Here is a 24551-nt window from a genome sequence, read left to right as displayed (position 1 = left end):
CGCGCACGCACCGTTTCGGCGCGGCGGCGCCGCCCGCGTTGCCCATGATCCATGCATCGCGCACCACGATCGCGCATCGATGCCCGTTCCTCCGGCATGGCACGCACCTTGCTGCTTACATAACGGCTACACGACGCACAAGAAACGGCGCGGTGCTACGATGACCCGCGCCTCGGCCGAAAACCGCGCGCACCGATAAAAATTACGTTTTCCTGAACGACTGCCTTCATGAAACTGACTCCCCGAGAAAAGGACAAGCTGCTGATCTTCACGGCGGCGCTGTTGGCCGAACGCCGCCGCGCGCGCGGGCTGAAGCTCAACTATCCCGAAGCGGTCGCGTTCATCACCGCCGCGCTGATGGAAGCCGCGCGCGACGGCAAGACCGTCGCCGAGGTGATGCACTACGGCACGACGCTGCTCACGCGCGACGACGTGATGGAAGGTGTGCCGGAGATGATCCCCGACATCCAGGTCGAGGCGACCTTCCCGGACGGCACCAAGCTCGTCACCGTCCACCACCCGATTCCGTGACGAGGTAGCACGCATGATCCCCGGCGAAATCCTCACCGACGACGGCGAGCACGAACTGAACGCGGGCCGCGCGACGGCCTCGCTCGTCGTCGCGAACACCGGCGACCGCCCGGTGCAAGTCGGCTCGCATTACCACTTCTTCGAAGTCAACGACGCGCTGTCGTTCGACCGAGCGGTGGCGCGCGGCTTCCGGCTCAACATCGCGGCCGGCACGGCCGTGCGCTTCGAGCCGGGCCAGACGCGCACCGTCGAGCTCGTCGAGCTGGCCGGCGAGCGCGCCGTCTACGGTTTTCAGGGCAAGGTGATGGGGCCGCTGTAAGCGGCGCCCCGCTCTTCAGGAACAGCACATGACATTACGCTTGAGCCGCCGCGCATACGCGGAAATGTTCGGGCCGACGACGGGCGACCGCGTGCGGCTCGCCGATACCGAACTGCTGATCGAGATCGAACGCGACTTCACGACCTACGGCGAGGAAGTGAAATTCGGCGGCGGGAAGGTGATCCGCGACGGGATGGGCCAGTCGCAGCGGGTCGCCGCCGACGTGCCCGACACGATCATCACGAACGCCGTGATCCTCGATCACTGGGGCATCGTGAAGGCCGACATCGCGATCAAGCATGGCCGCATCGCCGCGATCGGCAAGGCCGGCAATCCCGACATCCAGCCGGGCGTGACGATCGCGATCGGTGCGGCGACCGAAGTGATCGCCGGCGAAGGGCTGATCGTGACGGCCGGCGGCATCGACACGCACATCCACTTCATCAGCCCGCAGCAGATCGACGAGGCGCTCGCGTCGGGCGTCACGACGATGCTCGGCGGCGGCACCGGGCCGGCCACCGGCACCAACGCGACGACCTGCACGCCGGGCCCGTGGCACATGGAGCGGATGCTGCAGGCCGCCGACGGCTGGCCGATCAATCTCGGCTTCCTCGGCAAGGGCAACGCGAGCCTGCCGCAGCCGCTCGTCGAGCAGATCGCGGCCGGCGCGATCGGCCTGAAGCTGCATGAAGACTGGGGCACGACGCCCGCCGCGATCGACAACTGCCTGTCGGTCGCCGACGACACCGACACGCAGGTGGCGATCCACACCGACACGCTGAACGAAGGCGGTTTCGTCGAATCGACGGTTGCCGCGTTCAAGGGCCGCACGATCCACACGTACCACACCGAAGGCGCGGGCGGCGGCCACGCACCCGACATCCTGAAGGTGTGCGGCGAGGCGAACGTGTTGCCGTCGTCGACCAACCCGACACGCCCGTACACGATCAACACGCTCGACGAACACCTCGACATGCTGATGGTGTGCCACCACCTCGATCCGTCGATCGCCGAGGATCTCGCGTTCGCCGAATCGCGGATCCGCCGCGAGACCATCGCGGCCGAGGACATCCTGCACGATCTCGGCGCGCTGTCGATGCTGTCGTCCGACTCGCAGGCGATGGGCCGCGTCGGCGAAGTGATCATCCGCACCTGGCAGACCGCGCACAAGATGAAGGTGCAGCGCGGCGCACTGCCGGAAGACGGCACGCGCAACGACAACTTCCGCGCGAAACGCTACGTCGCGAAGTACACGATCAACCCGGCGATCACGCATGGCATCGCACACGAAGTCGGTTCGATCGAACCGGGCAAGTGGGCCGACCTCGTGCTGTGGGAGCCCGCGTTCTTCGGGATCAAGCCGTCGATGATCCTGAAGGGCGGGATGATCGCCATCGCACAGATGGGCGATCCGAACGCCTCGATCCCGACGCCGCAGCCCGTCCACTACCGCGAGATGTTCGCCACGCGCGGCGGCGCGCTCGCCCGCACGTCGCTGACCTTCGTGTCGCAGATGGCGGCCGATGCGGGCATCGCCGAACGCTACGGCCTCGCGAAGCGCGTCGTGCCGGTGCGCAACTGCCGCAACGTGACGAAGGCCGACATGATCCACAACGCATGGCGTCCATCGATCAGCGTCGATCCCGAGACCTACGACGTGATCGCCGACGGCCAGTTGCTCACCTGCGAGCCGGCCACGGTGCTGCCGATGGCGCAGCGCTATTTCCTGTTCTGATTTCCGGTTTTTCGTTCCATGCGCACCCTCGACAAACGCATTGCCCCGAACGTGAAGCTCGCCGCGTCGCTCGTCGCGCGCGCGCCGGCGCTCACGCTCGCGTATGACGCCCGCTGCAAGAGCCGCCTCGCGGCGACGCTCGACACCGGCGAGGACGTCGCGGTCCTGCTGCCGCGCGGCACCGTGCTGCGCGACGGCGACGTGCTCGTCGCCGACGACGGCGCACTCGTGCGCGTCGCCGCGGCGCACGAGACCGTGCTGCTCGTGCGTGCCGCCGATGCGCTCACGCTGATGCGCGCCGCGTATCACCTCGGCAACCGTCACACGCCGGTCGAGATCGGCGACGGCTATCTGAAGCTCGAAGCCGATCCAGTGCTTGCGGACATGCTGCGCCGGCTCGGCACGCAAGTCGAAGAAACCAGCGCACCGTTCCAGCCGGAAGCCGGTGCATACGGCGGTGGTCACAAGCACGGGCACGACGCGACGTTCGCGGAGGATTACGCGCTCGCGCAGCAGGTATTCGGCGAACATCACGGCCACTCGCACTCGCACTCGCACGATCACGATCATCAGCATGGTCCGGGCTGCTCGCACGGCCACCACGGGCATGACCACCACTGAACTCGTCGCGCTGCTGCATCTCGCGTCGCCGGCGCTGCCGATCGGCGCGTTCAGCTATTCGCAGGGACTCGAAGCCGCGCTCGACGCGAACCTGGTCCGCGACGCCAACACCGCGCGCGACTGGATCGCGAGCGGACTGACCGACGTGCTCGCGCACGGCGAGCTGCCGTTCCTCGCGCACCAGCTCGCGCGCTGGCACGCGCACGACGCCGATGCGCTCGTGCGCGAGAACGCGTGGTTCGTCGCGAGCCGCGAATCGTCGGAACTGCGTCGCGAAACCGAACAGATGGGCTGGTCGCTCGCGCAACTTTGCGCGTCGCTCGAATGGGGCGATGCCGAGCGCCGCGCGACGCTCGCGTCGCTGTCGCCGATCGCGCTGCCGACGGCGTTCGCCTATGCGGCGGCCGCGCAAGACGCGGGCGCCGACGCGACGCTCGCCGCCTACGCATTCGGCTGGGTCGAGAACCAGACGTCCGCCGCGCTGAAAGCGGTGCCGCTCGGCCAGCTCGCCGGCCAGCGCATCATCGTCGCGCTGCGCGGCGCGATCGACGCCGCCGTGCGCCGCGCGCTCGCCACGCCGCCCGACGCCATCAACACGTTCGCGCCGCAGCTCGGCATCCTGTCGGCGCGGCACGAATCCCAGTATTCGCGGTTGTTCCGCTCCTGAACAAGATCCACGCCATGAATGCACCTGCTCTCTCCCCCACCCGCCGCACGAAGAAACTGCCGCCGCTGCGTGTCGGCATCGGCGGCCCGGTCGGCTCCGGCAAGACCACGCTGCTCGAAATGCTGTGCAAGGCGATGCGCGACAAGTACGACCTCGTCGCGATCACCAACGACATCTATACGAAGGAAGACCAGCGCCTGCTGACGGTCGCGGGCGCACTGCCCGAGGAACGCATCATGGGCGTCGAGACGGGCGGCTGCCCGCACACGGCGATCCGGGAGGATGCGTCGATCAACCTCGAGGCCGTCGACCGGATGCTGTCGCGCTTCCCCGACGCTGACATCGTGTTCATCGAATCGGGCGGCGACAATCTCGCGGCGACGTTCAGCCCCGAGCTGTCGGACCTGACGATCTACGTGATCGACGTCGCGGGCGGCGAGAAGATTCCGCGCAAGGGCGGCCCCGGCATCACGAAGTCCGACCTGCTCGTGATCAACAAGACGGACCTCGCGCCGCTCGTCGGCGCGAACCTCGACGTGATGGCGTCCGACACGAAGAAGATGCGCGGCGAGCGGCCTTACGTGATGACGAACCTGAAGGCGCTTGAAGGCGTCGCGGACGTGATCGCGTTCATCGAGAAGAAGGGATTGTTGACGGTTTGAATAACTGTCCGGGCAGGCACTGCAAGGCCATTGCGGGCGCAGAGGCGCGTGCGCTGCCGAAAGGTCCCTTGGCGACATTGTGCATTCGGTTGCCCCTGGGCTAGGATCGGTCCCTTACATTCACCTGTAAGGATTTCGAAATGCCGATTCCCGCGCATATGTGGCTCAAGGATGATGGCGGCGCAGAGATCAGAGGCTCGTCAACCGTCCAGGACCGTGAAGGCAGCATTGAAATCATCAGTTTCGGCCACGGTGTGAATCTGCCGGTCGATGGCGCCAACGGCAAGATCACCGGCAAGCGTACACATTCACCGGTTGCGTTCGAAAAGGAATTCGACGCGGCGACACCGTATCTCTACAAGGCCGTGGCGACAGGGCAGACGCTGAAATCGGCCGAAATCAAGTGGTATCGCATCAACGATGCAGGAAGGGAAGAAGCGTATTTCGTGATGCTGCTCGAAGGCGTCAAAGTCTGCGGCATCAACCCCGGCATGGCGAATACCCGACTGTCGCAGGTGTCCGCGCTCAATCATCTGGAAGCTGTCTCGATGATGTATGAGCGCATCACCTGGCATTATCTCGACGGCAATGTCAAATACACGGATTCATGGAATGACATCGGATAAGCGGAGGTGGTCAATGGCTTATACCGGTAGATTTCTGGTGAATAACGACTTTTTGTCGCCCCTTACAATCGATGGTCTGGGTACGTTCGATGCGTTTTCTGGCAACGGCATCTATCGGAATCGGGGGGGCTGTACGGCGGTACCCGACAACGGCCCGATTCCTGCCGGTAAATACTGGATCGTCGATCGTCCTACAGGCGGTGTCGGGTCTCGAGCTTGGACCTCGATCAAGGACGCATATAACGCCTTAAAGGGCAGACCGTCTTACCATTCCGAATGGTTTGCACTATATCGGAGCGACGGCTTAATCGACGATTTTACTTGGATCAACGGTCTCCAGCGCGGTCAGTTTCGGCTGCATCCGACGGGCGGCGATGGGATTTCGCTAGGCTGCATTACTCTGCCGAGCCGTACGGATTTTCTGAGAATCCGAACAGCACTTTTGACCACAGACAAAATTGCAGCTGGCAATTCAGGGCTTGATGCATACGGAACAATTGAGGTCGTCGCGTATGGCAACACTTGCCCGTAGATTTTTCAAAATGACGCTGTTTATCGGCTTGTTTCTTCTATCCGTGCGCTGTATTGGTCGAAATGGAGCGATGCCGGAAAGCGTAGCACTTAGATGGTTGAGCATCGCGCAAAACCTTGGTCTGCACGAAGCAGATGATGCCTATATCCTGGTGATGCTAACTCTTGATCTGCTTGTAGCAACGCTTGCATATATGACAATCACGAAGCTATGGAAGCATAATCGTAGCAAAAACGCCGCGTTGAGAAATAATGCCCGAGAATGACCACTCTCGTCCGTAGAATATTTAAGGTCGCACTGTTCGTCGGTCTGTTCTGCCTCTCCGTACCGTTCGTCCACACATATCCTGTACCGATGCCAGAAAGTCAGGCACTCGCCTGGCTACGCGTTGCAAATCGACTCGGTATTCGCGATCCCGATGATTTATATATTCCGCTCGTTCTGCTGACCAACATTATCGTGGCAACATTTGCGTATATGGCGATCATGAGGTTGGGGCGATACTATCGCGGCAAAAAACAAGTTAAGAAATAGAGCCGAGAATGCCCCCTCCTGTCCGCAGGCTATTAAAGGTCGCGCTGTTTTTTGGCCTGTTTGCCCCTGTCACTTCGGTATGTTCGCCCATATCCCTATGAATGGACAGAAAGCCAGATGCGCGCATGGCTGATACATCGCAGGCACTGGGCATTCGCGATCCCGAAGATTTGTATTTTGTGGTGTGGGCAACTATCGAAGTGATCGTGGCCATGCTCGCTCATATAGCGATCACGCGGCTGTGGCGGCACCACCGAAAAATGCATGTTGAAAAATAGCGACCAAGGATGACCGCACCAGAACCAACGCCGCGCCCTTACTCGTCTCGAGGTTCGTGGGACACAGCCGTCGACCTTCAACCCGTTGCAGCGCATTCGAGCGCAACGCGCTCGAATGCAAATCGCTACACGTCGTCGCCCTGAGCGTCCCGCCCGTCCTGCATCGCACGCCCGCCCCGCTCCACCGGCGGCAGCAGCGCCGCGAGCACATCCACCGAGCGCGCGGTCGCACCGCGATGGCGCGCCGCGAACGCCGCACCGGCCGCGCCCATCGCGATACGCCGCGCGTTGTCGGCGAACAGCGCGTCGAGCACGTGCGCGAGATCGAGCGGATCCGCGACCTGCGTCGCCGCGCCGGCCGCGACCGCGTCGGCGGTCGCCTGCGTGAAGTTGAACACGTGCGGGCCGATCAGCACCGGCACGCCAACCGCGCAGGCTTCGATCAGGTTCTGTCCGCCGAGCGGCAGCAAACTGCCGCCGATGAACGCGACGTCGCTCGCCGCGTAATACGCGCCGAGCTCGCCCATCGAGTCGCCGAGCAGCACCGTCACGTCGTCCGCCAGCGGTTCGGCGGCGGCCGCGCGCCCCGCCGCAAGCGCGGCCGCATCGGCCCCCCACACCGAACGGCGCACGCACTTGAAGCCGTTGCGCGCGACCAGCGCCTCGACTTCCGCGAAACGCTGCGGATGACGCGGCACGAGAATCAGCAGCGCGCCGGGCGTCTTCATCGCGGCGAACGCCTGCAGCACCAGCGCCTCTTCGTTCTCGCGCGTGCTTGCCGCGACCCACACGGGCCGCGCGCCGATCGCGTCACGCCACGCATGGCCGCGCGCGGCCAGCTCCGGCGGCGTCGTCATGTCGAACTTCAGGTTGCCGAGCACCGTCACGTTGCGCGCGCCAAGCGACGTCAGACGCTCTGCGTCGGCCGGGCTCTGCGCGAGCACGCGCGAGAATCCGCCGAACACGTCGCGCGTCGCCGCGCCGAATTTCGCGGCGCGCCGATGCGAACGCGCGGACATCCGCGCGTTGGTCAGCACGAGCGGCACGTCCGCGCGACGGCATTCGTCGATCAGCGTCGGCCACACTTCGGTTTCCATCACGAGCCCAAGCGTTGGCCGCCATGCGTGCAGGAAGCGCCGCACCGCGCCCGGCATGTCGTACGGCAGATAGCAGCGCAGCACGCGATCGCCGAAGATCTGCTCGCCGGTCGCGCGGCCGCTCGGCGTCATGTGGGTAAGCAGGATCCGCGCGTCGGGGCGCGCGCGCATCAACGCGTCGATCAGCGGCTGCGCGGCACGCGTCTCGCCCACCGATACCGCATGCACCCAGATCAGCGGCGCGCGATCGTCCGGCGAACGGCCCGCGACGTGACCAAAGCGCTCGCCGATGTGCTCGCGATAGCCGCGTTCCTTGCGCGAACGCACGAACAGCCGGATCACGGCGATCGGCGCGACCAGCCACCACAGCGCGCGATAGATCGCCCTCAGCATGAGCCGGCCCCCGGCTTGCGTGGAAACAGGCGCGCGCTCAAACCAGCGTCCTGCCGGTCAGGCGCTCGAGAATGCCGAGCGGCGCGCAGTCGCGGCGCACCATCGCGTCGACGGACAGGAAGAAGGTCTGCTCGAGCATGAACTGGCCGGACATCACAGCGTGCGAAGTCTGATCCGAGAAACATATCCACACGCTGCCCGGCGGAAACGGCATCGTTTGCTGTGGGCACGTCTTCTGGTAGTCGAGGTCGGCCTTCATCCCGTCGTGCAGGTTCAGCATCAGATGGTCGTACGCGCTGCGCGGCGACTTCGTCACGTGCAGCAGGTTCAGCAGCCATGCAGAGCCGGGGAACTGCGGCCGGATCTTCGGCAGGAAACGCTTCGCGACGTCCTCGAACGGTTCGCCCACGCGCCACACGCGCGGCTGCCCGGCCGGGTTCACGTTCGTGAACACGCGCAGGATCCGCTCGCCGTAGTTCGGCCGCGACGGGAACGCATCGACGTGCAGCCGGCTGTCGTCCTTGCGCCATGAAGTCTGGCGCGTTTCGACCTGCATCAGCCGCAGGCTCGTCGGCGCGACGCGCAGCTTGCCGCGGTATTCGGGAAAGAGGCCGTCGACGAGCGTGCCGGCCTGCTGCTGGAAACGCGCGACCAGTGCGCGCACGGCCGACTGCGTGACGCTGTCGCCGAGCACGCCGGCGAGCGCGCCGCCATTCGGCGCGAGGCTGATGTTCTTGCGTTTCGGATCGGCGAGCGCCGGATCGAGCAGCGCTTCCTCGCCGCCTTCGATCGCGAAGCGCAGGTTCGGGAAATACAGCACCTTGCCTTCCTCGACCGCGGCGAGCAGTTGCTCGCGCGGCGTCGACAGGTTGTGTCCGCTCCAGTCGGCGGACGGGACTTCGATGATCTGGGATTCGCTCATGATCGGTTCGCGTGCGTGACTGGCAGGGCAGGCGTGACGGGCGTCACAGCAGACCGAAGCCCGCGAGCGCCGCCTTCACCTGCGAGATCGACGGCGGTTGCCCCGCCGTGCCGAGATTGACGACGTTCGGCGACCAGTAGCCGCCGGTACGCCAGGCCGTCGCGAAATTGTACAGTTCGACCGTCGGACGCTTCAGCGCGGCCGCGATGTGAACCAGACCTGTATCAACCCCGACCGTCGCGGCCGCGCCGTCGATCAGACCGACGACGGCGGGCAGCGACAGTTTCGGCGGCACGATCGCCGCCGCGCCGAATTCCTTCGCGAGCCGCTCGCTGGTCGCGCGCTCCGCATCGTTGCCCCACGGCAGCACGAGCGACGCACCGCGCCGCACGAGCGCCTGGCCGAGCTCGATCCAGGCGGCGTCCGGCCACTGCTTGTCGGCGCGCGACGTCGCATGCACGAAGACGACGTACGGCACCGGCAGGTTCAGGCCGAGCGCCGCGACCGCGAGCGCCGCCGCGCGCGTATCGAGGCCGAAGTCGACCGGATCGGCCGGCGTCGGCGCCGGGTCGCCCAGCGCGGCCGCGACCAGCTGGCGCGAACGCTCGACCACGTGCGTGCGCGGCTCGATCGGCACGCGCTTGCGATAGAAGAAGCGCACCGGCCATTCGTAGCCCGCGCCGTCGGTGCGGTTGCCGAGGCCCGCGAGCGGGCCGCGCGCCCAGCTCGCGACCCAGGCCGTCTTGATGAGCCCCTGGCAGTCGATCACGAGGTCGTACTGCTCGGCCGCGAGGCGCTTGCGGAACGCGCGGATCTCGCGCCACGTCGCACCCGAGAACGGCTTCTTGCGCCAGCGGCGCAGCGAGAACGGCAGCACGTCGCGCACGCCGTCGACGAGCCGCACGAGGTCGACGAAGCTCTCCTCGACGAGCCAGTCGATCTGCGCGTCGGGATGGCGACGCCGGATATCGGCGATCACCGGCATGTTGTGCACGACGTCGCCCAGCGACGACACGCGCACGATCAGGATCTTTTGCACGCTGAGAAAACGCCGGCGGACGGCCGGCGACAGGCATAAAGACGCGATTTTATCGCGCCCGGGAGAGCACACAGGCAAAAAGCGGCCGCACGCCGTCGGCGTGCACCGCTTTTCGGGGATGGCGCGACGATCCTTCGATCATCGCCGCGCCGGCGGCGGCCCGCAGGCCGCCGGGTTCTCGAGCAAACGCCGGGCCGTCCCGAGTGTTCCCGCCTCCGTCGGGGGCCTGGCGCGAAGCGCCGGGTTCGCGGCGCTCAGAACGGCAGCTTGACGTCCGGCTTCGCGGCCGTCAGCACACGGCGGAAGTCGTCCTGGATGCGCTTGAGCCCTTCCTCGGTCTCGGATTCGAACCGCATCACGACGACCGGCGTCGTGTTCGACGAACGCGCGAGGCCGAAGCCGTCCGGGTATTCGACGCGCAGGCCGTCGATCGTCACGACCTGGTCCGCACCTTCGAATTTCGCTTCCTTCTGCAGCTTCTCGATCAGGCGGAAGTTCTCGCCTTCGTCGAGCCAGAGCTGCAGTTCGGGCGTGCTCATCGCGTCCGGCAGCGCGTTCAGCAGCGCGCTCGGATCGGCCGTCTTCGCGAGGATCTCGAGCAGGCGCGCGCCCGTGTAGAGACCGTCGTCGAAACCGTACCAGCGATCCTTGAAGAACACGTGGCCGCTCATCTCGCCCGCGAGCGGTGCGCCCGTCTCGCGCAGCTTCGCCTTCACGAGCGAATGGCCCGTCTTCCACATCAGCGGCTGGCCGCCCTTCGCCTTCACCCACTGCGCGAGATGGCGCGTGCACTTCACGTCGTAGATGATCTGCGCGCCCGGGTTGCGCGACAGCACTTCCTCCGCGAACAGCATCAGCTGGCGATCCGGGTAGATGATCTGGCCGTCCTTCGTGACGACGCCCAGGCGGTCGCCGTCGCCGTCGAATGCGAAGCCGAGCTCGGCGTCGGTGTCCTTGAGCGCCTGGATCACGTCCTGCAGGTTTTCCGGGTGCGCGGGATCGGGGTGGTGGTTCGGGAACGTGCCGTCGATGTCGGTGAAGCGCTCGACGAGTTCGCAGCCGAGCGCCTTGAACAGACGCGTCGCGAGCGGGCCCGCGACGCCGTTGCCGGCATCGACGACGAGCTTCAGCGGACGCGCGAGCTTCACGTCGCCGACGATGCGCTCGATGTACTGGTCGGCGACGTCGAATGCCTCGTACGAGCCGCTGCCCGTCTCGAAGCGCTCGTCGACGATGCGGCGGTACAGCGCCTGGATCTGCTCGCCGTAGATCGCCGCGCCGCGCAGCACCATCTTGAAGCCGTTGTAGTCGGGCGGGTTGTGGCTGCCGGTGACGACGATGCACGAATCGACGCGGCGCTCGCCGCCCTTCAGCGCAAGCGGCACGCTCGCCGCGAAATAGCCGACCGGCGTGGGCACCATGCCGACGTCGACGACGTCGACGCCCGCCGCACGCAGGCCCTCGGCGAGTGCGCCGACGAGCTCGGGACCCGACAGGCGGCCGTCGCGCGCGACGACGACCGCGTCGCCACCCTGAGCGCGCACTTCGCTGCCGAATGCCCGGCCGATCCCGCGCGCCGTGTCGGCGTCGAGCGTCTTGCCGACCACACCGCGAATGTCATATGCCTTGAAGATGGATTGGGAGATCATCGATTCTCTCTCGGTTGCGTGCATGGAAAATAATCTGGCCGCCTTCGCGCGTGCCCGGCATCATACATGCCGGCCCGGCGTTGCAAGGAACGGGACGGCTGGCGCGGCCCCGATCCCACTTATAATCGCGGGTTTTGATGACGCGGATTCCGTCCATTTTAATGCCTAGCCGTTCCGCCGCCGCCACCCTGCCGCCTGCGGGCGCCCTGCCGGCCGCCTCGCGCGCATGCGGCTGCCCCGCATGCTGAAGCGATTCGGCAACCCGGACGTCGCGAAAGCCGTCGCGAACCTCGTCTGGCTGGGGCTCGAACGGCTCACGCAGATCGGCGTCGCGATCGCGATCAGCGGTCTTCTGGCCCGTTATTTCGGGCCGGACGTGTTCGGCAAATGGCAGTATGCGAATACGCTTCTCCTCGTACTGGCACCGCTCACCTGGGTGTGCGGTGCCGAAATCCTGGTTCCGACCATCGTCCAGCGCCCGCCCGCGCAACTCGGCGCGGTGCTCGGCAGCGCATTCGCGCTGCGCATCGGCGTGTCCGCCGCCGCGCTCGTCGCGACCTGGGTCGCGATCGGCGCCGGCGCGTTCGATCCGCTCGTCGGCGCGATGCTCGCGGGCCTCGCGGTCACGATGGTGTTCCGCGAGCCGTTCGTCGGCGTGATCAACGCGTGGCTGCAGAGCATGACCTACAGCAAGCCGCAGCTCGTGACCAGCATGCTCACCGCGCTGGCCAAGGCGCTCGCCGTCTGGCTGCTGGTGCGCGCGGCCGCCGGCCCCGCCCGCTTCGCATGGCTGTGGGCGCTGGAAGCCGCCGCGATCGGTTTCGTGCTGCTGCTCTACTACCGCCATCGTAACGGCGGCACGCTCGGCTGGACGTTCGACAAACCGCTGTTCGGGCACTTTGCCACCGCCGGCACCGTGTTCTGGCTCGGCCTGATCTGCATGTATCTGTTCCTGAAGCTCGACCGCCTGATGCTCGAGCGCCACGTGTCGTTCGCCGACCTCGGCCGCTATTCGGCGGCCCAGCAGCTCAACGAGAACTGGATCACGCTCGCGCTGATGCTCGCGCAGACCATCGCGCCCGCGTTCGTGTACCGCGTGCAGGACGTCGCGCGGTTGCGGCGCAACATCGTGCGGCTGATCGCGATGACCGCCGGCCTGATGACGGCCGGCGCACTGGTGCTGGACGCGGCCGCGCCGCTCATCGTCGGCAAGGTGTTCGGCCGCGGCTACGAGGCGTCGGTCGACATCTTCCGCTGGGCCGTCTGGCTGTCCGTGCCGGCCGGCATCGAGGCGATAGGCAATCTTATCGTTCTCAAATATCAAGCAAAATTCGTGTTGCTGGCGAAATGGGTGCTCGCGCTCGCGATCGCCGCGCTCGTCAACGTGTTCGCCATCCCCCGGCTCGGCCTGTACGGCGCGCTCGTCGGGCTGGCGGCCGGCTACGTTGCCGCCGCCGCCGTCAATTTTTATTACATTCGTTTCAAGCTGCGCCCATGACGTCTCCCGATTGCCCGCCCCCGCTCGACGACGTGGCCGTGCTGATGCCGGCCTACAACGGCCACGACGACGTCGTCCGTACCCTCGCATCGTTTCGAGAGGACGCGCCGGTGCACGTGCTGATCGTCGACGACGGCAGCACGCCGCCGATCGTGGCGCCCGACCTGCCCGGCCTCGCGATCGAGGTGCTGCGCATGCCGCGCAACGGCGGCATCGAGCGCGCGCTCGAGGCCGGCATCGACGCGCTCGCGGCGCGCGGTTTCCGCTATGCGGCGCGCATCGACGCCGGCGACCTCGCCGCGCCGCAGCGCCTCGCGAAGCAGCGCGCGTATCTCGACGCCCACCCGCGCGTGGCCTGCGTCGGCATGTGGACCCAGGTCGTGTCGCGCGCCGGGGAGCCGCGCTTCATGCTGACGCCGCCCGCCGATCCACGCACACTGCGCCGCATGCGCTTCCTGCGCTCGCCGCTCGTGCATCCGTCGGTCATGTTGCGCATCGACGCGGTGCGCGAAGTCGGCAACTATCGGGCGAAGTACCGCGCGGCCGAGGATCTCGATCTTTTTTTACGGTTAATGCAACGCTACGATTGCGCGAACCTGCCCGAGCTCGGCCTCTACTACGAGCTCAACGAGGGCGGGATCAGCGCGACCAAGCGCCGCCGCCAGCTGATATCGACGCTATCGCTGCTGCTGCGGCACTTCAACGTTCTGAACCCGTACGACTGGGCCGGCCTCGCCAAGAACCTGCTGCATTTCGTCACGCCGTACCGCACGCTGCAGCGGATCAAGCGGACGCTGTTCGCGGCGCGCCGGTCCGCGTAGCGCGCATCCGGCATTTTCGACGCTTTATTTTTTCTTTTTTTTCATGTCCGCTACTTCCTCGCTGCGCATCGCGCTCGTCTGCAACACGGCCTGGGCGATCTACACGTACCGCCACGGGCTGATCCGCGCACTCGTCGCGCGCGGCGCCGAGGTCGTCGTGATCGCGCCGCACGACCGCACGGTGCCGCTGCTCGAGCAGATGGGCTGCCGCTACGTCGCGCTCGCCGTGGCGTCGAAGGGCACGAGCCCACGCGAGGATCTCGGCACGCTTGCCGCGCTGGTACGCCATTACCGCGCGCTCAAGCCCGATCTCGTGTTCCATTACACGATCAAGCCGAACATCTACGGGTCGATCGCGGCGTGGCTCGCGCGCGTGCCGTCGATCGCGGTGACCACGGGCCTCGGCTACGTGTTCATCCAGAAAAGCCGCGCGGCCAGTGTCGCGAAGCGCCTGTACCGGTTCGCGTTCCGCTTTCCGCGTGAAGTCTGGTTCCTGAACCGCGACGATCTCGCGACCTTCACCGACGAGCGGTTGCTCGCGCATCCCGACCGCGCGCGGCTGCTGCACGGCGAAGGCGTCGATCTCGAACAGTTCGCGCCGGTGCCGCTGCCCGCCGGGCGCGGCCCGGTGTTCATCCTGATCGGCCGGCTGCTGTGGGACAAGGGCGTGCGCGAATACGTCGAGGCCGCGCGCGTCGTGCGGGCCCGCTACCCGGACGCGCGCTTCCAGCTGCTCGGGCCGCTCGGCGTCGACAATCCGAGCGCGATCGGTCGCGCGGACGTCGACGCGTGGGTCGGCGAAGGCGTCGTCGAGTATCTCGGCGAGGCGCACGACGTGCGCCCGCACATCGCGGCGGCCGACTGCGTCGTGCTGCCGTCGTACCGCGAGGGCGTGCCGCGTACGCTAATGGAGGCGTCCGCGATGGGCCGCCCGATCGTCGCGACCGACGTGCCGGGCTGCCGCGACGTCGTGGCCGACGGCGAAACCGGCTTCCTGTGCCGCGTGCGCGACAGCGCGAGCCTCGCCGAGCAGCTGATCCGCATGATCGAACTCGGGAGCGCCGGGCGCGATGCGATGGGTGCGCGCGGCCGCGGCAAGGTGGCCGCTGAATTCGACGAGCAGCAGGTCGTCGAACGTTACAGGCGTACCATCCATACGTTCACCGGCATCACATTTTGAAGGAGCACATGAGCAATGAGCGCTAAAGGCACCATCCTCGTCACCGGCGGTGCGGGCTACATCGGCTCGCACACGACAGTCGAACTGCTCGAGAACGGCTATGACGTCGTGATCGTCGACAACCTGGTCAACAGTAAAGTCGAGTCCGTGCGCCGGATTGAACGCATCACCGGCAAGACTCCGGCATTCCATCAGGTCGACGTTTGCGACGAGGCCGCACTCGCCGAGGTGTTCGACGCGCACCCGATCACCGCTACGATCCACTTTGCGGCACTCAAGGCCGTTGGCGAATCGGTCGAGAAACCGCTCGAGTACTACCGGAACAACCTTGGCGGCCTGCTGACCGTATTGAAAGTAATGCGCGAGCGCAACCTGCGGCAGTTCGTGTTCAGCTCGTCGGCGACCGTGTACGGCGTGCCGGAGCGCTCGCCGATCGACGAATCGTTCCCGTTGTCCGCGACCAACCCGTACGGCCAGTCGAAGCTGATCGCCGAGCAGATCCTGCGCGATCTCGAGGTATCGGACCCGTCGTGGCGCATCGCGACGCTGCGCTACTTCAACCCGGTCGGCGCGCATTCGAGCGGGCTGATCGGCGAGGATCCGGCCGGCATCCCGAACAACCTGATGCCGTACGTCGCGCAGGTCGCGGTCGGCAAGCTCGAGAAGCTGCGCGTGTTCGGCTCCGACTACCCGACGCCGGACGGCACCGGCGTGCGCGACTACATCCACGTCGTCGATCTCGCGAAGGGGCACATCGCCGCGCTCGACGCGCTCGCGAAGCGCGATGCGAGCTTCGTCGTGAACCTCGGCACGGGCCAGGGCTACAGCGTGCTCGAGGTCGTGCGCGCGTTCGAGAAGGCTTCGGGCCGCCCGGTGCCGTACGAACTCGTCGCGCGCCGCCCGGGCGACATCGCCGAGTGCTACGCGAATCCGCAGGCTGCCGCCGACATCATCGGCTGGCGCGCGACGCTCGGAATCGACGAGATGTGCGCGGACCACTGGAAATGGCAGGAGGGGAACCCCCGCGGTTTTGTATAATCCGCTGTCCATTTTTCGAGCGATCCCATGCTCAGCTTCGCGTCCGGCTTCATCGTCTCCCTGCTCGTCACGTTGTTCATCGTGCGCTATGCGCATCTGCACGAGAAATTCTCGATCGACAGCGATCTGGCGGGCGTGCAGAAATTCCACGTGCGGCCGGTGCCGCGCGTCGGGGGCATCGGGATCCTCGCCGGCGTCGTCATTGCCGCGCTGCTCGTGTCGCGGCGCTATCCGACGGTCGCCGGCAGCATTCTCGGCATCGTCGCGTGCGGGATGCCGGCATTCCTGTCCGGGCTCGTCGAGGACCTGACCAAGCGCGTGTCGCCGCGCGCACGGCTGCTATGCACGATGGGCGCCGCCGCGCTGGCGTTCTGGCTGCTGGGCATCGCGGTCAAGCGGATCAGCGTGCCGCCGCTCGATTTCCTGCTCGGGTATGTGGCCATCTCGGCGTTCATCACGGTGCTCGCGGTCGCGGCGCTGGCCAATGCGATCAACATCATCGACGGCTTCAACGGCCTGGCGTCGATGGTCAGCTTCATGATGTTCGCGTCGCTTGCCTACGTCGCATTCCACGTCAACGACGCGGTCGTGATGTCCGCGTCGATCATCATGATGGGCGCCGTGCTCGGCTTCTTCCTGTGGAATTTTCCGGCCGGCCTGATCTTCCTCGGCGACGGCGGCGCGTATTTCATCGGGTTCATGCTCGCCGAGCTCGCGATCATGCTGGTGATGCGCAATCACGAAGTGTCGGCGTGGTATCCGGTGCTGCTCTTTATGTATCCGATCTTCGAGACCTGCTTCTCGATCTACCGGAAGAAGTTCATTCGCGGGATGTCGCCGGGGATTCCGGACGGCGTGCACCTGCACATGCTCGTGTACAAGCGGCTGATGCGATGGGCGGTCGGAACGAAGCACGCGCATGACCTCACGCGGCGGAATTCGCTCACTTCGCCGTATCTGTGGCTGCTGTGCCTCGTCGCGGTGATTCCGGCGACGCTGTTCTGGCGGCACACGGTGCATTTGTTCGTGTTCGTCGTGCTGTTCGCGCTGACCTATGTGTGGCTTTACATCAGCATCGTCAGGTTCAGGGCGCCGCGGTGGATGGTGGTGCGCAAGCAACGGCGCAGCCACTGAAGCGCCGCCACGCCGGCGCCGGACAATAAAAAAGCGCCCTCGGGCGCTTTTTTATTCCACTTGACCGGAACCGCCGTCATTCATTCGACACTGCACGCACCGCCGGCACGCTCTGCAGCATCGGCGCGACGGTCGTCTGATATTCCGGCACCCAACGCCTCAAATCGCGTCGCACCTCGTCGTCACTCAGCACGCGATGCTGCATCAGCCAAGGCAAGAGTTCGTCGAGAAGATGATCCGGCACTTCCCGCGCACGCGCGATCCGCAGCTTCGGATGAGGCGTGCGGGTGGTTGTCTCGTCATCCGCGAGCAGTTCCTCGTAGAGCTTCTCGCCGGGCCGCAGCCCCGTAAAGTCGATCCGGATCTGCCCTTCCGAGAAACCGTACAGGCGAATCAGGTCGCGCGCGAGGTCGACGATCTTGACGGGCTCGCCCATATCGAGAATGAAGATCTCGCCGCCGCGGCCCATGCTCGACGCCTGCAGCACAAGTTGCGATGCTTCCGGAATCGTCATGAAGAACCGCGTGATCTCGGGATGCGTGACCGTCACCGGGCCACCTTTCGCGATCTGCTGCTGGAACTTCGGGATCACGCTGCCCGCGCTGCCGAGCACGTTACCGAAACGCACGGTCTCGAACTGCGTGCGCTCGCTCGTCTGCTGCAACGCCTGGCACGCCATCTCGGCGAGCCGCTTGCTGGCACCCATCACGTTGGTCGGATTGACTGCCTTGTCTGTCGAGATCAGCACGAAATGGCGTACGTTGTGGCGGATCGCCGAGCGTGCGACGCGGTAGGTGCCCAGCACGTTGTTGCGCAGTGCCTGCCACGCGTTGTGCTCCTCCATCAGCGGCACGTGCTTGTACGCGGCCGCGTGGAAAACAATATGCGGTGCATAGCGCGACATCACCTGGTCGAGCAGCAGCGAATCCTTCGCGTCGCCGATGATCGGCACGACAGGCTGGTCCGGAAATCGCTCGCGCAACTCCTCGGCGAGCCGGTACATCGCGTACTCGGAGAGATCGAAAGCCACCAGTTGCGCCGGCTTGAACCGGAGAATCTGCCGACACAGCTCGGAACCGATCGAGCCTCCCGCGCCGGTCACCATCACGACGCGGCCGCGCAGTAGCGCCTCGACGTGTGGCGTGTCGATCGTCACCGCATCGCGGCCGAGCAGGTCCTCCAGGTCGATGTTCCGAACCTGCGACAGGAATCCCTGCCCTGGCATCAATGCAGTCAGCGACGGCAACACCATTGCCTTGACGCCGGCGCGCACGCACAGTGTCGCGACACGGCGCTGCGTTTCGACGGATGCCGATGGAATTGCGATGATCGCGTATTCGACCTTCATCGCATCGGTCCAGTGCTTCAGATCGTTGAACGAGCCGAGCACCTTGTAGCCGTAGATTTCGCGGCCTTGTTTGGTGACGTCGTCGTCGAGCAAGCCGACCAGACGCCATTCTCCCGAACGCGACAGTTCGCGCGCGAGACTCGCGCCCGCCGTGCCGGCACCTAGCACGAGCACCGGCTTGCCCTGCCCGACCAGTCCGCCATACAGGTAAAATTCCTTCGTCGCGCGGTACAGCGCGCGGGCGCCGCCCATCGCAAGGAACAGCATCAGTGGCGAAACGAGCAGCACCGAGCGCGGAATGATTGGCGCCGGCTGGAACATCACGGCTCCGATCATCACGATCACGCCGCCGCCGATCACCGCCTTGGAGATCCGAACCAGGTCCGGAAGGCTCGCAAATACCCACAGACCGCGGTAGAGGCCGAACACGTGGAACATCAACGCGTAGACCGGCAGCACCCAGACTAGCGCCATGAGCGCGCCGCCCATGAAATCAGGCGGAACACTCCCGTTGAACCGGACGAGATAAGCGAACAACCACGCGGCGCTGACCGCCGTCAGGTCGAACAGGAAAGCGCTCAGCGAAAGCCATGATGCTTTGGATCGCAACATCGGCAGGAAACCTCAAGAGTTATTTTTCAGCGGCCGACTGAAACCGGCGCCAGCGCCTGTCAGTGGCCAGTCCGATGCATGCCAGGACGCCGTACCAGGCGAAGAACGACAGCCACTGCTGCGGTTCCGGGCGGCCCTTTGCCCACAAGGCGACGATTATGCCTGCGAGCATGATGAGGTACCAATAAAGAGCGGTCCGGCGGTGACCTAGGCCCGCTCGAACCATCCTTTGATAATAATGCTCCCGGTGTGCTTCCCAGAACTTTTCGCCACGTAACAGACGTCTCAAAAGTGTTACAGACGCATCGGCGATAAAGGGCGCGAACACCAAAGCCGGGAACCAGATAGGCCAGACGCCCGTACGCCACCCCCAGTAGCCCAGCGCACCGGCTAGAAAGCCAAGCGGAATCGATCCGGCGTCGCCGAGGAACAGCTTGGCCGGGTGGAAGTTGAGCAGCAGGAAGCCGAGCGCCGCGCCGGCAACCGCGGCGCCCGCAACGGCGAGATCGGGCGACGGTGTCGCGCCGCCCAGCGCCGCGATCGCGTATGCCCCGAAGCCGAACAGCGCCATGCCGCCAGCGAGGCCATCCGCGCCATCCATGAAGTTGTACAGGTTCGTCAGCCAGACCATGATGAAGCCCACGCCGGCCAGCAGCCACACGGGTGCATCGGCCGGATAGACGGCGATCAGCGCCACGACCGCCGCGAGATGCGCGGAGAACCGCACGCGAGCCGGCAGCCCACGCCGATCGTCGACCTGGGACATCGCGGCGAGACCGGCTGCCGCGGCAGCGATCAGCCACAGCTGCGGCGCCAGCACCAGCAGCGCAATGACGCACACCGGGACGATGCCCCAGCCGCCGACGCGAGGCGTCGGCAAAGTATGAAGCGAACGGTCGTTCGGAATGTCGGTGGCGAGATGCCACGCGAGGCCGGTCACGAGCAGCAGACGCAGGATGGCCGTCGAAGCAAATGTGGTCGCCAAGGCCACCAAAACCGCAGTGATCCAGGAGGAAGTTGGAAGAAGCATGTGTTTATTTTTGGATACTGCGGGAACGATACCACGCGGCGGTCGCTTCGAGTCCCTGCTGGGCCGTATACGGAGGCTGCCAATTCAATGTCCGTCTCACGTGGGTGGTATCGAGCCGCAAATTAGATGTGAGGCGGTCGACCACAGCCGCTCGACCTGCCAGCTTGCCAAGTGCCTGCAACACCGCGACCGGCACCGGAAACAGCTTCGCTGGCCGGTCGAGTCCATGGCCTAGCGAGCGCAATAGCTCGACGATCGAAAGGGCGTCGTCGTCAGCGACGTGAAAGCATTCGCCGGCAGCGCGTGGATCGCTTGCGCACCGCAGCAGACTATCGGCCAGATTTTCGATATAAACGAGGCTGCGACGAGCGGTGACGCTTGCGAGCGGAAGTGGAATTCCCTTGTCGATCGCTTTCATCAGCCCCAGAAAATTCGCACCGACGCCTCTGCCGTAGACCAGTGGCGGTCGCACAACGACGACTTCGAGACCTTGCGCTTTCCCGAATTTGCGGACCTCCAGTTCGGACTCGAGTTTTGATATGCCATACGGATCTGTCGGCATAGGCTCGTCGTTCTCGCGCCATGGCCGTCCCGGTTCGCCCTCTCCAAGGGCCTTGATACTGCTTACCAACACCAAGCGGCGAGCGCCAGCTCGCAACGCTGCTCTTGCGATGTTCAGGGAACCGTCGACGTTTACCGCTCTGAAGGCAGCAAGCGGATCGGCCGCTCGATCGCGCATTACATGAACGCGAGCGGCCAAATGAATAACGACGTCGCAAGGGTCGAGTTGGCGGGAACCATTCGCGACACTGGCAAAGTTGTCGTCGTCAATCACACATTCGTGAACGTACGGTTCGCACACTCCGGGCCGACGTACGATTCCGATCACATGATTGCCTTGTGAGTGTGCGCGTGAGCTGACGGCGCGACCCACGAATCCGTTTGCACCGCTAATCGCAATTCGCATCTTGCATACCTTCCAACGAACGGCACGACCGGATGTCGCACCATTGCAGTTTCACGCCGACACCGAGCGGTATACGGCGCAAGTTTTCTCGACCGTTGCGGACCACGTAAATTCGGCCGCCCGGCACAACCCCTTGGCGACCAGCTCGCTACGCAGAGACTCGCCGTCCAACATGCGCTCGAGACCGTCCGCAATGGCGTCGACAGCATATGGATCGACTTCCCATGCCGCTCCGCCGGCAACCTCGGGCAACGAAGTGACGTTCGACGTCAGCACTGGCACACCGCTCGCCATCGCTTCCGCGACCGGTAGCCCGAATCCTTCGTAAAGCGATGGGTAAGCAAATATCGCCGCCGATGCAAACAACTGCACGAGATCGCTACGCGACACATAGCCGGGCGCGACCAATTGACCCGCCTTTGCCAGTGGCTCAATTTCGCGCATCAACGCAGAATTCATCCAACCGTCGGCACCAATCAACACAAGAGGGAACGCTTGACGGAACGCAACCGGCAGGCGCGAGAACGCCTCAACAAGACGGTGAAGGTTTTTCCGCGGCTGAAGCGTGCACACCGACAGGACGAAGCCCCGGTAGCGCAATCCAAAACGTGATAGCGCTGGCCCGCATTCATCCTCGCCCCGAGGCTTAAAACAGGACTCCACACCAAGATGGATCGCGGTCACCTTGTCGTCCGGCAGACCGTATATCTCGTGAATCGCCTGCTTCGTGTAGTGGCTCACTGCAATCACGGCCTGCGCCTGCTCCAGAGTCCGGGGGATTCCGTCGTCCAAGTATTTAATGGCGACTTTGGGATGAAATTCCGGATACCGGCAATGCGATAGATCGTGAATCGTCACTACGGTCGGTCCGCGATACCGGGACGCGATGAAATTCGTCTCGTGGTAGATGTAGCCACGCGCGGCGAAGTCATCACGCGGCCGCGCCGAAGCCAATCCTCTGAGCAATGTGCGCATTTCATAGGCGCCAGGGACATTCCGTCCCGCACGAATCGCTGATGCCAGCGGCCCGCGAGTGATCCGAGCCGCCTTTCTTAGCGCGGCGTGGTCGCACACCAATTCGTCGAGACGACCGCCCTCGTATACCTTCGCGCCGATCCATCCTGCCAGAGCTTCGACGTCCCGTTGCGTTCGCAGTCCTTCCAGCAAATGCTGGGTGTAGTAGCCGACACCGCTTCTCGGAGGCCGCAGCGAATTGAGATCAAAAACGAGCTTCATGCGGTCCACTAACGATTGGTAAGACTGTTTGGGTTCTGTCTGGGGCGGCACTTGGACTACCGGCCGCGCTCCTCGATCGCGAGATCCTCGTCGCACCGCAGCCCACAATGGATTCTGCCGCGAGGGAACCAGAGCATCTGCAATACGGATGCCATATCAAGGTACCCGAGCCACGGACGGGGGGCGATAGCTTACCATTCGACTGTCCTGAAACGCGCGCCCGACGATCGGCCTACGCGCCTCACCACCCTTACCTCCCGCGCCACGCCGGGCCCGAGTCATCGCGCGGTGACACCTGGGCTTACGCACCGTGCCGGTTCAGGCTTGAAACGGCGCGATTGTTCGTCAAATGGAGTCAATGATCGCGAGGGTGCACGTCCTGGTCAAACGCTGACGCCGAAGCCGACAAGGCGATTCGGTGTGGCTCACTGGGGGGGCCGGACCAGGCTCGCCGCTGTTGGCGGGCAACAAAATTTGTAACCTATTGTCCTGGATGGAGCGGGGAGCACAAGAATCTCGGCTAGAATCGCTCATTGCACCATAGATTTCTGCCGCTTAAGTTCACATGAGCATAGTTCCCATCATTATCTGCGGTGGCGCGGGCACCCGTCTTTGGCCGGTCTCGCGTGAAGCGTTTCCAAAACCTCTGCTCAAGCTGGCGGACGGTCAATCACTCCTGCAAAAGACCTACCTTCGCGCGTGCGGCATCCCTGGGGTCGAGGAAATCGTCTTCGTCACGAATCGCGATACATACTTCCTGACCAAGGACGAATGCGCTGAAGTTCGCCACGAAGCCGTCAAGATGGGGTTCGTACTCGAACCGGTGTCGCGCAACACGGCGGCGGCGATCGAGGCAGCAGCGTTGGTCGTGCGTGAGCGCCATGGTCCGGAGGCGATCATGCTCGTGATGCCGGCGGACCATCTGATCAACGATCTCGCAGCCTTCAATGCGGCGGTCCAACAGGCATCGGACGCAGCAGGCACCGGCAAGGTCGTGGCGTTCGGCGTCAAGCCGACCCGCGCTGAAACAGGCTTCGGCTATATCCAATACGAACGCGGCGCACATGAAGACACCAGCGCGCGCGACATCGTCAGCTTCGTCGAAAAACCAAACGCCGAAGTGGCCGCAAGGCTGGCAAGCGACGGTCAGCACGCGTGGAACGCGGGCATTTTCTGTTTCGCTGCCCAGACGATGCTCGACGAAATGGAAACGCTGGCGCCCGACGTTGCCGAGCCGGTCCGGGAGGCCATTCCCGACGGAAGCTGGGCGTCGACCGACGAGGATTACGTCGTGGAACTCACGCGCACCGCGTTCGAGACAGCAAAGGACATCTCTATCGACTACGCCGTGATGGAGCGCACGAACAAGGCAGCGGTCGTGCCGTGCGACATCGGGTGGAGCGACATTGGATCCTGGCTTGCTATCAGCGACCTGAGCCAACCAGACGATCGAGGAAACCGGATCGACGGTGCCGCCCTTCTGCACGACACGTCGAACTGCTATTTCCGCTCCGAAGACCGCTTGATCGGCGCCGTGGGCGTCGAGGATCTAGTGGTCGTGGACACGCCGGACGCACTGCTGATCGCCCGGCGCGACCGCGCACAAGACGTCAAACAGATTGTTTCCCAACTGAAGCAGTCCAACCACGACGCCTATCGGATTCATCGGACGGTTCATCGACCGTGGGGCACGTATACAGTGCTCGAAGAGGGCGACCGCTTCAAGATGAAGCGCATCGTCGTCAAACCCGGCGCGTCGCTGTCGTTGCAGATGCATCACCATCGCAGCGAGCACTGGATCGTTGTGCGCGGATGTGCAGACGTCGTCAATGGTGAACGCGTTATTTCGCTGCAACCTAACGAGTCGACATACATTCCGGCCGGGCACAAGCATCGTCTGATTAACCCGGGGGTCGTCGATCTCGTACTCATCGAAGTGCAGTGCGGCGAATATCTCGGAGAAGACGATATCGTCCGCTTCGAGGACGTCTACGGACGGGCGCCTGCAACCTGACACCAAATGGTGCAATGCTCAAGGGGGCGATATGAAGTCGCCCCCTGTCGTTTGCGCTCCTGTGGTGA

At 64.7% G+C, this 24551-nt stretch carries 25 protein-coding genes; 17 read left to right on the top strand and 8 right to left on the bottom strand.

Features of this window, described 5'->3' with window-relative positions:
• Positions 1-228: 228 nt before the first annotated feature.
• The 11 genes from ureA (at position 229) to WS51_RS33165 (ending at position 6505) form a co-directional block, all read left to right on the top strand.
• Positions 229-531 carry an urease subunit gamma gene (ureA, locus tag WS51_RS14805; protein ID WP_006048588.1) on the top strand — a complete coding sequence of 101 codons (303 nt, stop codon included), beginning with the start codon at positions 229-231 and terminating at the stop codon, positions 529-531.
• 13 nt (positions 532-544) lie between these two features.
• Entirely contained in the window at positions 545-850 is a 306-nt protein-coding gene (locus WS51_RS14800; RefSeq protein ID WP_069229388.1) for an urease subunit beta, read from the top strand.
• A 28-nt stretch (positions 851-878) separates the two neighbouring features.
• Complete coding sequence (gene ureC, locus WS51_RS14795) at positions 879-2585, top strand: urease subunit alpha (RefSeq protein ID WP_059448106.1); 1707 nt, start codon at positions 879-881, stop codon at positions 2583-2585.
• Positions 2586-2603: 18 nt separating this feature from the next.
• Entirely contained in the window at positions 2604-3206 is a 603-nt protein-coding gene (gene ureE / locus WS51_RS14790; RefSeq protein ID WP_069229387.1) for an urease accessory protein UreE, read from the top strand.
• A complete protein-coding gene (locus WS51_RS14785) occupies positions 3193-3873 on the top strand; it encodes an urease accessory protein UreF (RefSeq protein WP_069229386.1) in 681 nt (226 codons plus the stop codon). Before ureE ends, WS51_RS14785 begins: the two co-directional genes overlap by 14 nt.
• Positions 3874-3887: 14 nt before the next feature.
• Entirely contained in the window at positions 3888-4535 is a 648-nt protein-coding gene (gene ureG, locus WS51_RS14780; protein ID WP_059543602.1) for an urease accessory protein UreG, read from the top strand.
• A 140-nt stretch (positions 4536-4675) separates the two neighbouring features.
• Positions 4676-5161 carry an Hcp family type VI secretion system effector gene (locus WS51_RS14775; protein ID WP_069229385.1) on the top strand — a complete coding sequence of 162 codons (486 nt, stop codon included), beginning with the start codon at positions 4676-4678 and terminating at the stop codon, positions 5159-5161.
• Between the two features lie 13 nt (positions 5162-5174).
• On the top strand, positions 5175-5693 hold the full coding sequence (locus tag WS51_RS31030) for a DUF2778 domain-containing protein (protein WP_081333573.1): 519 nt from the start codon (positions 5175-5177) through the stop codon (positions 5691-5693).
• A 10-nt stretch (positions 5694-5703) separates the two neighbouring features.
• The gene (locus WS51_RS31025; protein ID WP_230938233.1) at positions 5704-5958 is read left to right on the top strand and encodes a hypothetical protein; all 255 of its coding nucleotides are present in this window, start codon (positions 5704-5706) and stop codon (positions 5956-5958) included.
• On the top strand, positions 5955-6227 hold the full coding sequence (locus WS51_RS31020) for a hypothetical protein (RefSeq protein ID WP_081065473.1): 273 nt from the start codon (positions 5955-5957) through the stop codon (positions 6225-6227). Before WS51_RS31025 ends, WS51_RS31020 begins: the two co-directional genes overlap by 4 nt.
• A gap of 125 nt (positions 6228-6352) precedes the next feature.
• Complete coding sequence (locus WS51_RS33165; RefSeq protein ID WP_414144173.1) at positions 6353-6505, top strand: hypothetical protein; 153 nt, start codon at positions 6353-6355, stop codon at positions 6503-6505.
• Positions 6506-6630: 125 nt separating this feature from the next.
• Here WS51_RS33165 and waaA read toward each other — a convergent pair whose 3' ends face one another.
• The 4 genes from waaA to WS51_RS14755 all read right to left on the bottom strand — a co-directional run bounded on the left by waaA (position 6631) and on the right by WS51_RS14755 (position 11605).
• Complete coding sequence (gene waaA, locus WS51_RS14770; protein WP_059772305.1) at positions 6631-7995, bottom strand: lipid IV(A) 3-deoxy-D-manno-octulosonic acid transferase; 1365 nt, start codon at positions 7993-7995, stop codon at positions 6631-6633.
• A 37-nt stretch (positions 7996-8032) separates the two neighbouring features.
• Positions 8033-8917, bottom strand: a complete 885-nt coding sequence (locus WS51_RS14765; RefSeq protein ID WP_069229384.1) for a Kdo hydroxylase family protein — start codon at positions 8915-8917, stop codon at positions 8033-8035.
• A 43-nt stretch (positions 8918-8960) separates the two neighbouring features.
• Entirely contained in the window at positions 8961-9956 is a 996-nt protein-coding gene (waaC, locus tag WS51_RS14760; RefSeq protein WP_059448100.1) for a lipopolysaccharide heptosyltransferase I, read from the bottom strand.
• Positions 9957-10210: 254 nt separating this feature from the next.
• Positions 10211-11605 carry a phosphomannomutase/phosphoglucomutase gene (locus WS51_RS14755; RefSeq protein WP_060136526.1) on the bottom strand — a complete coding sequence of 465 codons (1395 nt, stop codon included), beginning with the start codon at positions 11603-11605 and terminating at the stop codon, positions 10211-10213.
• Positions 11606-11846: 241 nt separating this feature from the next.
• Between WS51_RS14755 and WS51_RS14750 the strand changes: the two genes are divergently transcribed.
• From WS51_RS14750 to WS51_RS14730, 5 genes are read left to right on the top strand one after another with little or no spacing between them, the layout of a single operon-like run.
• Positions 11847-13103: a lipopolysaccharide biosynthesis protein gene (locus tag WS51_RS14750; protein ID WP_059466975.1), complete on the top strand. Its 1257-nt coding sequence runs from the start codon at positions 11847-11849 to the stop codon at positions 13101-13103.
• On the top strand, positions 13100-13924 hold the full coding sequence (locus tag WS51_RS14745) for a glycosyltransferase (protein ID WP_059448097.1): 825 nt from the start codon (positions 13100-13102) through the stop codon (positions 13922-13924). The genes WS51_RS14750 and WS51_RS14745 overlap by 4 nt, the downstream gene beginning before the upstream one ends.
• A 43-nt stretch (positions 13925-13967) precedes the next feature.
• A complete protein-coding gene (locus tag WS51_RS14740; protein ID WP_069229383.1) occupies positions 13968-15104 on the top strand; it encodes a glycosyltransferase family 4 protein in 1137 nt (378 codons plus the stop codon).
• A gap of 15 nt (positions 15105-15119) precedes the next feature.
• On the top strand, positions 15120-16142 hold the full coding sequence (galE, locus tag WS51_RS14735) for a UDP-glucose 4-epimerase GalE (RefSeq protein WP_069229382.1): 1023 nt from the start codon (positions 15120-15122) through the stop codon (positions 16140-16142).
• Between the two features lie 27 nt (positions 16143-16169).
• Positions 16170-17276 (top strand): MraY family glycosyltransferase, encoded by a 1107-nt coding sequence (locus WS51_RS14730; RefSeq protein WP_059807469.1) that lies wholly within the window; start codon positions 16170-16172, stop codon positions 17274-17276.
• Between the two features lie 76 nt (positions 17277-17352).
• On the opposite strand, the gene WS51_RS14725 is transcribed toward WS51_RS14730, so the two are convergent.
• The 4 genes from WS51_RS14725 to WS51_RS14710 are packed head-to-tail and all read right to left on the bottom strand — an operon-like array spanning position 17353 to position 22469.
• Positions 17353-19236 carry a polysaccharide biosynthesis protein gene (locus WS51_RS14725; protein ID WP_059807471.1) on the bottom strand — a complete coding sequence of 628 codons (1884 nt, stop codon included), beginning with the start codon at positions 19234-19236 and terminating at the stop codon, positions 17353-17355.
• Positions 19237-19255: 19 nt separating this feature from the next.
• Entirely contained in the window at positions 19256-20266 is a 1011-nt protein-coding gene (locus tag WS51_RS14720; protein ID WP_069229381.1) for an MraY family glycosyltransferase, read from the bottom strand.
• 4 nt (positions 20267-20270) lie between these two features.
• Positions 20271-21233 carry an NAD-dependent epimerase/dehydratase family protein gene (locus WS51_RS31010; protein ID WP_081333572.1) on the bottom strand — a complete coding sequence of 321 codons (963 nt, stop codon included), beginning with the start codon at positions 21231-21233 and terminating at the stop codon, positions 20271-20273.
• A gap of 51 nt (positions 21234-21284) precedes the next feature.
• On the bottom strand, positions 21285-22469 hold the full coding sequence (locus WS51_RS14710; protein WP_069229380.1) for a glycosyltransferase family 4 protein: 1185 nt from the start codon (positions 22467-22469) through the stop codon (positions 21285-21287).
• 565 nt (positions 22470-23034) lie between these two features.
• Between WS51_RS14710 and WS51_RS14705 the strand changes: the two genes are divergently transcribed.
• Complete coding sequence (locus WS51_RS14705; RefSeq protein ID WP_059807484.1) at positions 23035-24483, top strand: mannose-1-phosphate guanylyltransferase/mannose-6-phosphate isomerase; 1449 nt, start codon at positions 23035-23037, stop codon at positions 24481-24483.
• The last annotated feature ends 68 nt before the right edge of the window (positions 24484-24551 follow it).

This window comes from Burkholderia territorii (assembly GCF_001718335.1).
Lineage (GTDB): Bacteria > Pseudomonadota > Gammaproteobacteria > Burkholderiales > Burkholderiaceae > Burkholderia > Burkholderia territorii.
This window is presented reverse-complemented; position numbering and strand designations above follow the sequence as displayed.